Below are 14,214 nucleotides of genomic sequence, written 5' to 3' on the forward strand. Positions count from 1 at the left end.
CGACCGTTAAGCCCTCCAGCGCCGATGGTACTTGGACCGCAGGGTCCTGGGAGAGTAGGACGTTGCCAAGCAGATAAAGAAGCTGTCCCAAAAGGTCTGAATAGGCCCGAGGGAAGCTTCTTTTTTATTTGAAGAGTTATTTTATTATTAAATAAAGTGTCTAAGTTATGTTTTAGTAGGTGTTTTTTAACTCTTGCAGCTATCCATTTACAATTTCCCCACCATTAATATGGAGAATTTGACCGCTCATATAGGAAGAATCTTCACTTGCCAAATATACATAACCGGCTGCGAGTTCAATAGGTTGGCCAGGGCGCTGCATCGGAGTATTTGCCCCAAACTCACTTACCTTTTGCTCATCGAAAGTGGAAGGAATAAGAGGTGTCCAAATTGGGCCAGGTGCTACTCCATTTACCCGAATGCCATGTTTAGCTAGATTTGCAGATAAGGAACGAGTAAACGATACGACGGCTCCTTTTGTAGAAGAGTAATCAAGCAATTCTGCGCTGCCACGATACGCTGTGACAGAGGTCGTGTTAATGATAGTGTCTCCTTTTTTCAAATGAGGCATTGCTGCCTTTGTTAAATGAAACATGGAAAAGATATTAGTTTTAAATGTTTTCTCCAGCTGTTGGGTAGAAATATCCGTAATATTAGCTTGTGGATGTTGTTCTGCAGCGTTATTTACAAGTATGTTTAACCCACCAAGCTTTGTTATGGTTTGCTTAATGACTTCTAAACAGAACGATTCATCGCCAATATCCCCAGGTATAAGCAGACAATGAACACCTTCGGACTCAATTTCATTTTGGGTTAGTAAAGCATCTTCATGTTCATTTAGGTATACAACAGCGATACTTGCACCTTCCTTGGCAAACGCAATAGCTACGGCTCTGCCAATTCCACTGTCACCACCGGTAATAAGCGCTACCTTTCCTTTAAGTTTACCTGCTGCTTTGTATGTTGACCCTTCATAATTAGGAAGAGGTTTCATTTCGGATTCAGTTCCCGGTTGTTGATTTTGATGTTGTGGCGGCATTGTATGCGATGGCTGCAGCTGAGATGGCATTTACTTGCACTCCTTTTTAGTTAAATCGTACATAATCTACATTAGTGTGACCAAAATTCAAAAAAATCACCCATTCGCAGAAGAATGGGTGAAGAATAGTATAAATATAGAGGATTATGCTTTATATATTAAGAATAGATTCGTTTCTAATTTAATCAGTTTGTCTTCTGAAACCGACATGGCTGCAATTGTGGTAAACAGACGCGGTCCAATAATCCACAAGTGCCAAAATAGAAATTGCAGCGTAAAGCCAAGTGGCAGCCAAGGGCTTAAGGCACCAATAATAACTATTCCAATTAGCAGGGTAGATAATAATATTTTGCTCCAATAACGAAATCCAATAAACTGCTGCTCAAGAGGAAGGAAACCGATCCATGGTGGCTTCCACTGGAATCCCCAACGCTTGCGATAGGTATACCGATCAATTACGAAGAGTGAACGTGATATGACGTAATGAATCCAAATGAGCGTGCTCCATGCCAGGAAGCTGTATGCTATTCCGAGAATGCCGTCTGCCCAACACGCGGCAGCTGCTGCTAATAGACCAAGAAACATGTAGCTGTAGTTAACGACTTTGGAGAAACGATATTTGCGTAATAACTGATAGTTGTAAAATGTTCGTTCCTGTCTGGCTTGCATGTGGCCACTCCTTTATTCTATGAGTTTCACCAGTACGATATATATCGGTTCAAATGGTGGTAGAATGAAGGCATCATCGCAAAAAGCCGTCATGTCCTGCAAAACGTACATACACCTTTCTAAACGTAGTGCATATGATGCAATAAATATTTGAAAAGTTTCTATGAAATCGGTTTACTGTTCTATTAATCAGGACATACTACATATAAATCATATTAAAGGTGGGATTGTCATGGAGGGCCGGACGGAGCATTGCTGTATCGTATGCGGACAACAAAAAACGGAAGGCATGGTCATCGTCAATCAGTTTATTTGTTCAGGGTGTGAGCAGGAGATGGTGCACACCGATGTTAAGGATGATAAGTATCCATTTTACATTCATCAATTAAAGCGTCTGTGGCTTCAGCTGCAAGCTTAAAGTTAGACGGGTTTATTTGGGCTTATAAGGCAAGGCTTTTATTTATGTACTGGGATAGTTTATCTCGTAAAGTTCATTTTTATTTACATGACAAGAGTCCGGGTGCGGGCTCTTTTTTTGATAATGATGCAAATTATAGCACTAATGACAAAAGAGTTTCTGATAGGGGATAAACACAGGAATTGATTTGCGTTACAATAGAATTATTATGTCTTAAAAAAGGTGCAGCAAATGAATGAAATGACTCGAGAACAGATGCCGCTAGTAGAGGCACTGCTAAAATATGAACAGGCTAAGCACGTATCCATGCACGTGCCCGGTCATAAGAATGGGGCGGCGTACGAGCGTGCCGCCGCAGAGACGAACGATGCTGCGCATGCATCGTTATATCGCCGCTATGCGGCGCTGCTCGGGCAGGACGTGACCGAGGTAGAGGGCACGGATGATCTGCATGAGCCGACTGGCGCCATAAGAGAGGCGCAGCAGCTGGCCGCGCAGTGCTTTGGGGCGGAGGAGACGTACTTCCTCGTTAGTGGAAGTACGAGCGGGAACATTGCCGCTATTTTGTCCTGCTGCACTAAGCCTGGTGATATCGTCATTGTGCAGCGTAATGTACATAAGTCTGTCCTTCACGGGCTTATGTTGGCGGGTGCTCGTGCTATCTTTGTCAGTCCTTGTGCGGATAAAGACAGCGGATTACTCACTGCCCCATCGAAGGAGACTATAGCGGCGGCCGTACAACGCTACCCGGAAGCAAAGGCAGTTGTGCTGTGCAATCCAAATTACTACGGATTGGGCGTAGACCTAACTCCAATAGCGGATTTCGTTCATGCGCACGGGCTGCCGCTGATCGTGGATGAAGCCCATGGGGCTCACTACGGGCTTCATCCGAAGCTCCCTAAGTCTGCGCTGCAAGCAGGCGCAGATTTAGTAGTACAGTCCACGCATAAGATGCTGCTTGGCATGACAATGAGCGCCATGCTCCATGTTCAAGGAGCTCGTATATGCCGCAAACGTCTTGCGAAGGCGTTGACCATGATTCAAAGCTCTAGTCCCTCGTATCCTTTGATGGCATCTTTGGATATGAGTCGACATTATGTACAAACACGTGGTCCGGCAGCCTTTACAGAGGGTTTAGCAGCAGTTGAATATTTGCGTTCATGGATCGGGAGATCCAATACGTTCAGTTGTATATCACCTAAGGAATCAGTTCGCAGCGTTGATAAGGATAATGATCAATCGTCTACTCATCCATTGGTTGATCCATTTAAAGTGGTCATATATGAGCGATACGGCAATTGCACAGGATATGATTTGCTTGACCGTTTGCGGGAGAACGGTATTGTAGCGGAAATGGCTGATATAAACTATGTTGTGTTATTGTGTACGCTCGGCACAACGTTAGCAGAAGTGGAAAGAGTGGCTGCAGCCCTGGTGGATTTGGAGGATCAGCTTAAGATTGAGAGGGAGGTAGAGACAAGGTCTCATAAAGATAGTAGACACAAGGATAGAGAGTCAGCCTCGATTCGAAAATTGTCTCTCCAAGCTACTCAAATGGAAGATTTAATAGCTGAACCGATCGCTTTTTCCATTTTTGACCTTGATCAGCGTCAGGTTCGATTTATTGACACAAGTGAAGCAGCAGGTTATGATGCGGCAGAGGCTGTTGTCCCATATCCCCCAGGTATACCGCTTTTATATGCCGGGGAAACGATATCAGCTGCGCATATTAAGTTATTACAGCAATTATCTGAGGCGGGAGCGAAGTGTCAGGATGCCTCGGATAAGACGCTGCGGACACTGCTGGTGTACGAGAAATAAGAAGGGATTGTTGATTATAATGGCCTACCCAGGCTTGTTTATATCTTTAGAGGGCGGCGAAGGTGCCGGAAAGTCGACTTCGATTGTTTTGCTGCAGCGTGAGTTGGAAGCAAAAGGGTACAAGGTGCTGGTCACACGTGAACCAGGCGGTATTCGAATTGCAGAGCGTATCCGCGAAGTTATTCTGAATACTGAGTATACGGAGATGGACCCCCATACAGAAGCGCTCTTATATGCAGCAGCGCGAAGGCAGCATTTGGTCGAGAAGGTGATACCTGCATTGGAAAATGGGGTAATCGTTATTAGTGACCGCTTTGTAGATAGCAGTTTAGCGTATCAAGGCTATGCCCGCGGCTTAGGAATTGATGCCGTCTGGAAAATTAATCAGTTTGCAGTACAGACTGTGATGCCAGATGTTACTTATTGGTTGGACATTGCTCCTGATGTAGGCTTACGACGTATCGAAGCAAACCAATTACGGGAAGTAAATCGATTGGATCAAGAGGCATTGTCCTTTCACTATAAAGTGCAGGAAGGGTATCAAATCATTGCTCAGCATCATCCAGATCGCATTGTTCGTATCGATGCTGCACAGGCACCAGAGGCCATTGTCTTGCATATGATGGAGAATTTACAGCAACGCACGAGGATGATGAGGAAATGATGTATAATTAGATTAATACCGCTTTTCATTATATTATGAGGAGGATGACAGCATGAAGTTAATTGTGGCCATTGTACAAGACAAGGATAGCAATCGGCTAAGTCATGCCCTGGTCAAAGCCGATTACCGCGCAACGAAGCTTGCAAGCACGGGCGGCTTTCTACGAGCGGGTAATACGACATTTATGATAGGTGTCGAGGATGAACAGGTCGAGGATGTGCTCGAAGTCATTCGCACCAATTGTAAGGTACGAGATCAATTGGTTACTCCCGTTACACCAATGAGTGGAACAACGGATTCGTATATGCCGCTTCCCGTTGAGGTGCAGGTTGGCGGAGCAACAGTGTTTGTAATGCCGGTAGATCGTTTTGAACATTTCTAAGTTAGGGTGATGAAAGGTGAAGATTAACCCGGGCTTTCGCCCTTTTGGTAAAGATGTACGTCTTGGCGACCCTGTGGCTAAGCCTGTCACCACGAAGTCATTCGCGGATATGATGCAGCAGCAGGATGGACGTTCCTCTAATGAAGAGATGCAGCAGAGGTTGCAGGATATATACAAACAAGGCGAGCGGTTATCGAAGTCAATGACCGTACGTGAATTACGTTTATACAAGACGATGGTTAAGCGATTTTTGGAGGATACCGTTCGACGTGGTGTCGCAATCCGGGATGCAAGAGGATGGGACAGACGCGGTCGCAGTAAACGATATCGACTGGTGGAAGAGATAGATACCGCTTTGTTGGAATTAGCTGACGAATTACTCCAGAGCGAAGAGGGTAAGATTGACATGCTAAACAAAGTCGGTGAAATACGTGGCATGTTGATAAACTTGACATTTTAACAACCTATGCTGAGAGGTAGCAGGTTATTAGAAAGGATCATACCAGATGTCATTTGAGCATATCCTTGGTCAGGAAAGGGCTAAGGCGATCTTGCAGCATGGCCTTCGAGCCGACAAAGTCTCACATGCTTACTTATTCAGCGGGCCTCGGGGTACAGGACGTGTTCAGACGGCAATAACTTTGGCAAAAGCTATGTTCTGTGAGCGTATGAAGGATGATTCCTGTGATGAATGTTTGTCCTGCCGCAAGATTGATCACGGCAACCATCCGGACGTGCATATGATTGTGCCGGAAGGGCAATCGATCAAGATTGATCAGATTCGTGATCTGCAGCGCGAATTTTCATATCGTACTCACCCGTCGGGACGGAAAATATACATTATGGAGCAGGCTGACAAAATGACGGTGCAAGCGGCAAACAGTCTGCTTAAATTTTTGGAAGAGCCAACGAGCCCCTCAATTGCGATTCTAATTGCAGATAATGGACAAGCTATGCTTCCGACGATTATTTCACGTTCACAGTGGGTGCCATTTACGCCTACGAATCCTGAGCAAATTTATCATAAGCTGGTTGAAGAAGGTAGTGTGTCTACACTTGCACGTGTTGCCGTTCAATTGGTAAACGGATTGGATGCCAGCAGGCATTTATGCCAACAGAATTGGTTTGCAGAATTGAGAAACGTAATGTTACAATTAGGGAAGGAGTGCGGGGTACGACTGTCCTCAGCACTCCTACTAGCACAGCAGAAAGTATTCAAGACGGAGCTTGCGGAACATTCGGACATGTTGTTCCGATTGTTTCATCTCTGGTTTCGAGATATGTTGTATTACCAATTGAACCGACAGGACAGCCTCGTATTTCAAGATCAGCTCGAACTAATGGGCAAGATTGCGTGGACGAGAACAGCCGATGGATGGATTCGGTGCATGGAAGCTGCGGCGGAAGCGCAGAAGCGGGTACGCGCTAACGTAAACCCGCAGCTAGTGTTTGAGCAGTTTCTGGTTGGGATGCAAGGAGGTACTTGATTGTATAATGTGGTCGGCGTCCGTTTTAAAAGAGCGGGCAAAATTTATTATTTCGACCCGGTCGAATGGCCGGTCCAGAAGGACCAGCATGTGATCGTCGAAACGGCGCGCGGCATCGAGTACGGCAAAGTCGTCATCGGTCCGAAGACGGTCGGCGAGAACGATGTGGTACTTCCATTAAAGAAGGTCATCCGGGTAGCGACGGATGTAGATGGGCAACTGGTGGAGTCGAACCGCCAGGCAGCAAAGGATGCATTTGGTACATGCTTAGAGAAGATTAAAACACACCAGTTAAGGATGAAGTTGGTTGATGTCGAATATACGTTTGATCGGAACAAGATCATTTTCTACTTTACTGCGGAAGGCAGAGTTGACTTCCGGGAATTGGTTAAGGACCTAGCGAGCGTATTCCGTACCCGCATTGAGCTAAGACAGATCGGTGTACGTGATGAGGCAAAGATGCTTGGCGGAATAGGGCCTTGTGGACGTGTGCTCTGCTGTTCCTCATGGTTAGGTGATTTTGAACCGGTATCCATCAAAATGGCAAAAGACCAGAACTTATCATTAAATCCTACCAAGATTTCCGGTTTGTGTGGTCGTCTCATGTGTTGCTTGAAGTATGAGCATGATAACTATGAAAGTGCGAAGGAAGAACTACCTGCTGTCGGCAGATTGGTTGTAACCTCGTTAGGAGAAGGTAAAGTAGTCGGCTTGAATGCTGGTGAACGAAAAGTACATGTGCAGCTGTTCGAAGTTGGGAAAGTGAAGGAACTATTATTTGACGATGTGGTCGTGAAGTAATGTTGTAGGACATCTGTATGATACTCTGGGGTGGGAACTTGGAGAAGAGAGATATTTTTACACAAATTCATGGTCTAGAAACGAATATGGGTAACCTTCATCAAGAAGTCGGTGCACTGAAGCTGATCGTGAAGGAGCTGCTGGAAGAGAACCAGCGTCTGTTGATGGAGAATCAGCAACTGCGCAAAGTTCTGCAGCTTGAGCATCATGAGCAAGACCAGACAGCTTCCGTTCCAACCGGGGAATCTGCACCCGCAGCTGATATTCCTTTGGACGAAGCGGAGGCAAAAGCCAATTTAGTTGGTGAAGGCTACGACAATTTGGCACGCTTGTACCATGAAGGATTTCATATTTGCAACGTATATTATGGTCATTTGCGTACGGAAGGCGACTGCTTATTCTGTTTGTCCTTCCTCAATAAATAACCGGTGCCGTAGGTGATGGAATCTTACATTCCTCCCTACGGCTTTCTCATATACACATATTGATATCGGAACAAAGGAGATACCTGCACACATGAATGTAACCTTACATCCTTCCGAGCGTCTGGATGATTTGTTAACGCATGATTTACGTATTATTCAGAGCGACGAAGTATTCAGCTTCTCTTTGGATGCTGTTCTATTAGCCCGATTTGCTGCAGTACCTGTTAGGGGGCGTATTCTTGATTTATGTACAGGAAATGGAGCTATCCCGTTATTGCTAACGACTCGGACGAAAGCACACATTGACGGCATTGAAATACAGCCCAGACTAGCTGATATGGCTCAACGTAGTGTAGAAATAAACGGACTTACTGGACAGATTAAGATTATGGAGGGGGACCTCAAGACCTTAAGGCTTGTTGGGGATCAAAATCTTTATGATGCGATAACCGTTAATCCTCCATATATGTCAGTTGCGTCAGGTGATTTGAAGGAGAACGAACATAAAGCAATGGCTCGTCATGAGATAGGATGTACGTTGGAAGATGTAATAGCCGCATGCGCGAGATTGTTAAAGGTTGGTGGTAAGCTGTCAATGGTACATCGTCCGTCACGACTGGTAGATATGATGGCGTTAATGAGAACCTATCGACTCGAACCGAAACGTATTCGTTTTGTACATCCGAAGGCTGGATCAGAGGCAAATATGGTACTTATTGAAGCCGCACGGAATGGAAAGCCTGAAGTACGTTTGATGCCGCCTTTAATCGTTTATAATGAAGACAACACCTACTGTGAAGAACTCATGCATATTTACTACGGCGCGAAGTCGGAATTGAGGAATGAATAACATGATGGAATTTCATATACAGAACAGCTATGCGAATTCAGATGATGGTCGAGGCTGTCTTTATCTAGTCGCGACACCTATTGGAAATTTAGAGGATATGACTTTTCGTGCGGTACGTATTCTTAAAGAGGTAGATATTATTGCCGCAGAGGATACGAGAGAATCAAGAAAGCTGTTGAGCCATTTTGATATTCAAGGAAAGAAGCTGTTCAGTTACCATGAACACAATAAGCGTGCAAGCGGACCGGAGCTTGTCCGTTTTATGCTGGAAGGGCAGCGTATCGCAATTGTTAGTGATGCAGGTCTACCAGCTATATCCGATCCGGGTATGGACTTAGTCCAACTTGCCATTGAAGCAGGCCTGAACGTAATACCGATCCCTGGTGCCAATGCAGCGTTAAGTGCATTGATTGCATCCGGGCTGGCGACAGATCGTTTTATGTTTATAGGTTTCTTGCCGCGTGAACGTAAAAGAATTGATGAAGTACTCCTTCAACTTCGACATGAACGCTGCACCCTTATGTTCTACGAGTCTCCGCATCGCGTCATTAAGACATTAGAGCGGATTGAGGAAGTTCTGGGAGATAGACAGATTGTCTTAGCCCGAGAATTAACTAAACGTTATGAGCAATTTCTTCGTGGAAGCGTCGAGGATTGTCTGCGGCATTTGAATGATCAGGCACCGCTAGGGGAATGTTGTATTCTTGTAGAGGGGGTAACAGAAGATAGACTACTGGCTAACCCAGATATGGCGTGGTGGCAGTCGTTAACGATCGAGGAACATGTTAGTCATTACGAAGAAAGTGAAGGAGCTGCACGTAAAGAAGCCATGAAACTGGCAGCTAAAGATCGAGGTATATCCAAACGTGATATCTATCAAGCTTTGCTAGCAACAGAAGCTGATGTGTAGGCGAGTCCTAGAACTTATTAATTTGGCTAAAGTTTGTGCAGATTTGACGCGTAAGGGATTGATTTTACTGTAGCAGCACCTGTCAGGTGAACCAAATGAATAATTTGGGGCAAAAAAATACCTTCATGGTTGGGTTCAGTAACCATGAAGGCGTCAAGGAAGATATGAAAAAGGTTAGAATTAACATATGTAAGTAAGCCTATTATAACCTACTTTTCTTATTTTGTCACAGGTTGTGGAATTTCTGAGATACATTCGTGACAAACAATTTTTCCTTTGAAGTATGTAACGTTCTCAGCGTTGCCGCAGAAAATACATGCTGGCTCGTATTTTTTAAGCATAATGCGTTCGCCATCTACATAGATCTCAAGCGCGTCTTTTTCTCCGATGCCAAGTGTACGGCGAAGTTCAATCGGAATCACGACACGGCCTAGCTCGTCGACTTTACGAACGATACCTGTGGACTTCATCATAATTAATCGCTCCTCTTTAAACTTATAATATGTCATGTTTCGACAATATTCTATGTTCGTTGTTTTATATCGTACCAACCATTCCCATATTAGTCAACTAGAAATATTGCTAGTTTTGATGCTAATTTATGGTTTATCTTATAGTTTTAGCTGTTTTTTGTTAGATATCAACGATTTTTATCTCATTTTTGGTCAGAGAAGGAATTTTTTATTAAACACAGTTGTCAGAATAATCAATAATACCCCATTACTAGGTAGGTCTAAAAGAGCATATAATTTGTCGAAATGACAGAGTAAAACTAACAGTTACTAACTGAAATGAAAAAAGGAGGTAGGAATATGCTGCGAGAAGAAAAGGTGTTTAAAGATCCAGTGCATAATTATGTACACGTACAGGATCGAACGATCTGGGATCTCATCAATACAAAGGAATTTCAACGATTACGGCGCATCAGGCAGCTGGGCACGTCATATCTGACCTTCCATGGCGCCGAGCACAGCAGGTTCTCACACTCCTTGGGCGTTTATGAGATTACGAGACGAATCATCTCTCAATTTGAACGCAATCAGTTTGAAGACTGGCCTGAGGAGGAAGGGCTTGTCGCCTTATGTGCTGCACTGCTTCATGATGTTGGACACGGACCATTTTCACATTCCATTGAAGAGGCTTTCAATGTTCATCATGAAGACTGGACATGCCGAATTATATTGGGGGATTCCGACATCAATCGGGTACTAACACGCAGAGACCCAACGCTGCCAGAACGTATTGCTTCTATTATACGCAAAACTTATGAAAAGAAAATAGTCGTAAATTTAGTTTCGGGACCTCTCGATGCTGATCGAATGGATTATTTGCTGCGGGATGCATATTATACTGGAGTTCACTACGGCACTTTTGATATTGATCGGATATTACGCGTACTTCGCCCTTATAAAGGTCGGATTGTCGTAAAAGAAAGTGGTATGCACGCTGTAGAGCATTATTTAATGTCGAGATATCAAATGTATTGGCAAGTATACTTTCATCCGGTGACACGAAGTTCGGAATTGCTGCTGCGACTTATTTTTAAGCGTGCTACTGAACTATATCACTCGGGATATGTATTTTCTTACTTTCTGGCGCCGCTAGATTCCTTATTTGAAGGGACTATTACTTCTGCACAATATGTTCAATTGGATGAGGCCTTTGTCCAAACCGTATTTACTCAGTGGATGGGGGAGCAGGATGAGCGGCTTTCAGAATTATGTCAGCGATTCATGGAACGAAAGTTGTATAAATATGTAGAGGTCGATCAGTTAAATACGGAGCTAATGGAAGAACTTTGTCAGCAATGGAAGGCTGCAGGACTTGATCCCGCTTATGATCTATGGTTTGATTCCCCTACTGATATGCCTTATGATGTGTATCGTTCTGGAGAAGAACCGACACAAATGCACATTTTATTGCTCGATCGTGACCAACAATTGGTCGAGCTGTCAAAAAAGTCGGATATTGTTCGCTCTATCAGTGGATTGCATCGTGGTAAGCATTATATATATTTTCCGATTGATAAAATCAGACAGGCAGCCCCGCGACTTTCTGAATCAGTTGTCCGACTACTTCAACTACAAGAGGATCGAGCGTCACAGTAGGAACCTACTAGAGGATACAAGGAGAGTAATTCGACATGATATTTGACACACATACCCATTTGGATAATGAAGCCTTTAATGAAGATCGTGAGGAAGTAATTGCTCGCGCTTTAGAACAAGGCGTGACACGAATGGTAAACGTAGGCTTTAACCGGGAAACGATCCCGACGACCATGGAGTTGGCGGAGAAGTACCCCTTTATTTATGCGGCTGTGGGATGGCACCCAGTTGATGCAATTACGATGCAGAAGACGGATATCGATTGGATCGCCAAGTTGACTGAGCATAAAAAAGTAGTAGCTATTGGTGAAATTGGACTCGATTATCATTGGGATACATCACCGAAGGATGTACAGCAACGTGTATTCAGAGAGCAAATCGGACTCGCACGTGAATTGGATATGCCAATTATCATACACAATCGTGATGCACATGAAGATGTAGTTCGTATTTTGAGAGAAGAAAATGCAAAAGAGGTTGGAGGCATTATGCATTCGTTCTCAGGAAGCTGGGAGACCGCTAAAATGTGTCTGGATATGGGCTTTTATATTTCGTTCGGCGGCCCAGTCACGTTTAAGAATGCTAAACAGCCAAAAGAGGTACTTAAACAGGTTCCAATGGACCGTTTATTGGTGGAAACGGATGCTCCTTATTTGACTCCTCATCCTTATCGGGGGAAACGGAATGAAACCGGATACGTTCGGTTAGTGGCAGAGGTAGCAGCTGGATTAAAGGATATGGATTTAGAAGAATTTTGCAGAAAAACAACCGAAAATGCTCTTACATGTTTTGACATACGTTGAAAATCAACGAAAAACTAACGAAAAAAAGTTCTACACCAACATATACATGGATTTGTTTGATAAAACGAGTAAATTTGGCTTTATTTTTGTTGTTTTTAACGAAAAACGTGATTGCGGCAGTCTTTACAACTTTGTCATAAACACGATATGATTTCTCACAGAAGTTCGATTGAACTTGAATATTGTTCCAACCAACCAGTAACGCTGAATTTCCATTGATTTGGAGAGCGGGGGAACCAGAAGCATGCTGCAAGTGCCAGCAGGTGCGGAGTGTATCCTTGGGGTGAATTAAGAGCTGTCGAGCCGTGAGCCGATATGTTCTTATAGGGCGACTCTCATAGCCCGAACCCGACAGCTAACCTCGCAAGCGTACGGAGAGAGGTCCTCGTGTGAGCCCTAGACTGTTGTTTTGTTTGGGTCTTGATGAAGAAGCCACGAAAGAGAGTCCTCTTGAGACAGGCTTCTTTTGTTTTTGCATCTTACGAGACTCGCATCCTTGCATATTTTGTGGAGCGGGTTCATAGGTTGTAAGAACAAGGAGGAAGAGACGACCGTTACTGGAGTTGGTGTGAGAGATAGGCAGGCACAAGCTTATTTTTCGCAAAAATATCCAATAGTCGCGTCAGATGTATCATGCATAACTTCTCGACGGCGGGACTATGTAAGGAGGACCGAGAAATGGGCAACTTCGTGAACAACGATCCCCATGATCCCCGATCATCCAGCAAGTCACTCGCAATGCGATGGAAGCATGAAAATGTGCGTGTTGTTTCTGTAATTGCTGTAGTTGCAATCGCTATAACTTTAGTTAGTGTGCTGGTGGGATTCAGTTATTCCAAAAAGACGGTCGCCATTGTCGTAGATGGACAAGAGCGTCGTTTGGAAACTCGCCAGGAAACGCTTCGTGATGTTTTGGATGAGCACACGATAGCGGTAGGAAGTCATGACGAAGTATCTGTAGCGTTAGATACTGAAGTCAAAGATGGGGCTCAAATCACCATAGAACGTGCTAAGCCAATTCAGATTACGGTGGATGGGCTAACGAAGACGTTGTATACAACTAAGGACAATGTCAAACAAGCACTTACTCAATTAAATATTAACCTGAAAGCGCAAGATAAAATTTTCCCAAGCAAGTTGACCTCGATTGCGTCTAACATGAACATCAAAGTTGTGCGTGTGACCAAAGGGGTTGAGGAGCGTAAGGTGAAGGTGCCTTATCAAGTCGTCAAACAGGCAAACCCGGATATGAAGAAGGGTACCAAAAAGACAGTGCAGCAGGGCCAGTCAGGTCTGGTCGTACAAAAGATCGAAAAGACCTTCGAAGATGGGAAGCTTGTCACTGCCCGTATGGTAGACAAAAAAGTGCAGACCAAACAAGTCAATAAGGTTATCGCTTACGGTACGAAAAAAGAACCTGAATTAGTGGTACTGTCTGCGGATAGCGATGACGTTGGTCAGTCTTCTGGCGGCAACTCAGATTTTGATTACAAGAAAAAAATTACGAATGTGCAATTAACAGCATACACGGAAACTCCAGGTTCTGTGGGGGCCAAAACAGCCTCCGGAACAAAAGTAACCGAAGGTCGTACGATTGCGGTAGATCCGAAGGTCATTCCACTTGGCTGGTGGGTATACATCGAAGGCATTGGCTTCCGCCGTGCTGAAGACACAGGTGGAGCCGTCAAAGGCAACATCATTGATGTATATTACGACTCCTCCAAGCAAGTGCAGCGTTTCGGACGCAAGAAGGGATATACGGTTTATGTTATCGGTCCTGTGAAGCCGGAGGCGAGTTAGGAAGTCTCTAGTGTAGTGTTAGCTGTGTGGATTGCAG

The 14,214-nt window shown here is 44.4% G+C and carries 16 protein-coding genes and 1 riboswitch; of the genes, 13 read left to right on the forward strand and 3 right to left on the reverse strand.

The window, feature by feature from the left end; genetic code table 11:
- Window positions 1-199 precede the first annotated feature (199 nt).
- Entirely contained in the window at window positions 200-1,069 is an 870-nt protein-coding gene (locus QP775_RS24770; RefSeq protein WP_285109291.1) for an SDR family oxidoreductase, read from the reverse strand.
- A gap of 114 nt (window positions 1,070-1,183) precedes the next feature.
- Window positions 1,184-1,708 carry a hypothetical protein gene (locus QP775_RS24775; RefSeq protein WP_285109292.1) on the reverse strand — a complete coding sequence of 175 codons (525 nt, stop codon included), beginning with the start codon at window positions 1,706-1,708 and terminating at the stop codon, window positions 1,184-1,186.
- A 232-nt stretch (window positions 1,709-1,940) separates the two neighbouring features.
- On the opposite strand from QP775_RS24775, the gene QP775_RS24780 reads away from it, so the two are divergent.
- The 10 genes from QP775_RS24780 to rsmI all read left to right on the forward strand — a co-directional run bounded on the left by QP775_RS24780 (window position 1,941) and on the right by rsmI (window position 9,466).
- Window positions 1,941-2,126: a sigma factor G inhibitor Gin gene (locus QP775_RS24780; protein WP_239333874.1), complete on the forward strand. Its 186-nt coding sequence runs from the start codon at window positions 1,941-1,943 to the stop codon at window positions 2,124-2,126.
- 240 nt (window positions 2,127-2,366) lie between these two features.
- Window positions 2,367-3,947, forward strand: coding sequence for an aminotransferase class I/II-fold pyridoxal phosphate-dependent enzyme (locus QP775_RS24785; RefSeq protein ID WP_285109293.1), 1,581 nt, complete (start codon window positions 2,367-2,369; stop codon window positions 3,945-3,947).
- A gap of 19 nt (window positions 3,948-3,966) precedes the next feature.
- The gene (gene tmk, locus QP775_RS24790) at window positions 3,967-4,611 is read left to right on the forward strand and encodes a dTMP kinase (protein WP_285109316.1); all 645 of its coding nucleotides are present in this window, start codon (window positions 3,967-3,969) and stop codon (window positions 4,609-4,611) included.
- Between the two features lie 52 nt (window positions 4,612-4,663).
- The gene (locus tag QP775_RS24795; protein ID WP_239333870.1) at window positions 4,664-4,993 is read left to right on the forward strand and encodes a cyclic-di-AMP receptor; all 330 of its coding nucleotides are present in this window, start codon (window positions 4,664-4,666) and stop codon (window positions 4,991-4,993) included.
- Window positions 4,994-5,009: 16 nt separating this feature from the next.
- The gene (locus QP775_RS24800; protein ID WP_028543468.1) at window positions 5,010-5,453 is read left to right on the forward strand and encodes a YaaR family protein; all 444 of its coding nucleotides are present in this window, start codon (window positions 5,010-5,012) and stop codon (window positions 5,451-5,453) included.
- 46 nt (window positions 5,454-5,499) lie between these two features.
- Window positions 5,500-6,480: a DNA polymerase III subunit delta' gene (gene holB, locus QP775_RS24805; protein ID WP_285109294.1), complete on the forward strand. Its 981-nt coding sequence runs from the start codon at window positions 5,500-5,502 to the stop codon at window positions 6,478-6,480.
- A complete protein-coding gene (locus tag QP775_RS24810; RefSeq protein ID WP_028543466.1) occupies window positions 6,481-7,281 on the forward strand; it encodes a PSP1 domain-containing protein in 801 nt (266 codons plus the stop codon).
- A 38-nt stretch (window positions 7,282-7,319) separates the two neighbouring features.
- Entirely contained in the window at window positions 7,320-7,706 is a 387-nt protein-coding gene (locus tag QP775_RS24815; RefSeq protein ID WP_239333894.1) for an initiation-control protein YabA, read from the forward strand.
- Between the two features lie 91 nt (window positions 7,707-7,797).
- Complete coding sequence (locus tag QP775_RS24820) at window positions 7,798-8,556, forward strand: tRNA1(Val) (adenine(37)-N6)-methyltransferase (RefSeq protein ID WP_239333866.1); 759 nt, start codon at window positions 7,798-7,800, stop codon at window positions 8,554-8,556.
- 4 nt (window positions 8,557-8,560) lie between these two features.
- A complete protein-coding gene (gene rsmI, locus QP775_RS24825) occupies window positions 8,561-9,466 on the forward strand; it encodes a 16S rRNA (cytidine(1402)-2'-O)-methyltransferase (RefSeq protein WP_285109317.1) in 906 nt (301 codons plus the stop codon).
- A 218-nt stretch (window positions 9,467-9,684) separates the two neighbouring features.
- On the opposite strand, the gene QP775_RS24830 is transcribed toward rsmI, so the two are convergent.
- On the reverse strand, window positions 9,685-9,939 hold the full coding sequence (locus QP775_RS24830) for an AbrB/MazE/SpoVT family DNA-binding domain-containing protein (protein WP_005545514.1): 255 nt from the start codon (window positions 9,937-9,939) through the stop codon (window positions 9,685-9,687).
- 339 nt (window positions 9,940-10,278) lie between these two features.
- Here QP775_RS24830 and QP775_RS24835 point away from each other — a divergent pair, with 339 nt between their 5' ends.
- The 3 genes from QP775_RS24835 to QP775_RS24845 all read left to right on the forward strand — a co-directional run bounded on the left by QP775_RS24835 (window position 10,279) and on the right by QP775_RS24845 (window position 14,177).
- Window positions 10,279-11,574 carry an HD domain-containing protein gene (locus tag QP775_RS24835; protein WP_239333864.1) on the forward strand — a complete coding sequence of 432 codons (1,296 nt, stop codon included), beginning with the start codon at window positions 10,279-10,281 and terminating at the stop codon, window positions 11,572-11,574.
- 35 nt (window positions 11,575-11,609) lie between these two features.
- Window positions 11,610-12,377: a TatD family hydrolase gene (locus tag QP775_RS24840; protein WP_239333862.1), complete on the forward strand. Its 768-nt coding sequence runs from the start codon at window positions 11,610-11,612 to the stop codon at window positions 12,375-12,377.
- 192 nt (window positions 12,378-12,569) lie between these two features.
- A riboswitch (cyclic di-AMP (ydaO/yuaA leader) is annotated at window positions 12,570-12,763 on the forward strand.
- A gap of 292 nt (window positions 12,764-13,055) precedes the next feature.
- Window positions 13,056-14,177, forward strand: a complete 1,122-nt coding sequence (locus QP775_RS24845) for a resuscitation-promoting factor (RefSeq protein ID WP_285109295.1) — start codon at window positions 13,056-13,058, stop codon at window positions 14,175-14,177.
- The last annotated feature ends 37 nt before the right edge of the window (window positions 14,178-14,214 follow it).

The organism is Paenibacillus sp. UMB4589-SE434 (assembly GCF_030226685.1).
Lineage (GTDB): Bacteria > Bacillota > Bacilli > Paenibacillales > Paenibacillaceae > Paenibacillus_B.

Excerpts from the sequence above, each read along its gene's own strand:
- tmk (WP_285109316.1), top strand. The coding sequence starts at position 3,967 with ATGGCCTACCCAGGCTTGTTTATATCTTTAGAGGGCGGCGAAGGTGCC.
- QP775_RS24830 (WP_005545514.1), bottom strand. The coding sequence starts at position 9,939 with ATGATGAAGTCCACAGGTATCGTTCGTAAAGTCGACGAGCTAGGCCGT.
- QP775_RS24845 (WP_285109295.1), top strand. The coding sequence starts at position 13,056 with ATGGGCAACTTCGTGAACAACGATCCCCATGATCCCCGATCATCCAGC.
- rsmI (WP_285109317.1), top strand. The coding sequence starts at position 8,561 with ATGGAATTTCATATACAGAACAGCTATGCGAATTCAGATGATGGTCGA.
- QP775_RS24785 (WP_285109293.1), top strand. The coding sequence starts at position 2,367 with ATGACTCGAGAACAGATGCCGCTAGTAGAGGCACTGCTAAAATATGAA.
- QP775_RS24775 (WP_285109292.1), bottom strand. The coding sequence starts at position 1,708 with ATGCAAGCCAGACAGGAACGAACATTTTACAACTATCAGTTATTACGC.
- QP775_RS24780 (WP_239333874.1), top strand. The coding sequence starts at position 1,941 with ATGGAGGGCCGGACGGAGCATTGCTGTATCGTATGCGGACAACAAAAA.
- QP775_RS24795 (WP_239333870.1), top strand. The coding sequence starts at position 4,664 with ATGAAGTTAATTGTGGCCATTGTACAAGACAAGGATAGCAATCGGCTA.
- QP775_RS24835 (WP_239333864.1), top strand. The coding sequence starts at position 10,279 with ATGCTGCGAGAAGAAAAGGTGTTTAAAGATCCAGTGCATAATTATGTA.
- QP775_RS24820 (WP_239333866.1), top strand. The coding sequence starts at position 7,798 with ATGAATGTAACCTTACATCCTTCCGAGCGTCTGGATGATTTGTTAACG.
- QP775_RS24840 (WP_239333862.1), top strand. The coding sequence starts at position 11,610 with ATGATATTTGACACACATACCCATTTGGATAATGAAGCCTTTAATGAA.
- holB (WP_285109294.1), top strand. The coding sequence starts at position 5,500 with ATGTCATTTGAGCATATCCTTGGTCAGGAAAGGGCTAAGGCGATCTTG.
- QP775_RS24770 (WP_285109291.1), bottom strand. The coding sequence starts at position 1,069 with ATGCCATCTCAGCTGCAGCCATCGCATACAATGCCGCCACAACATCAA.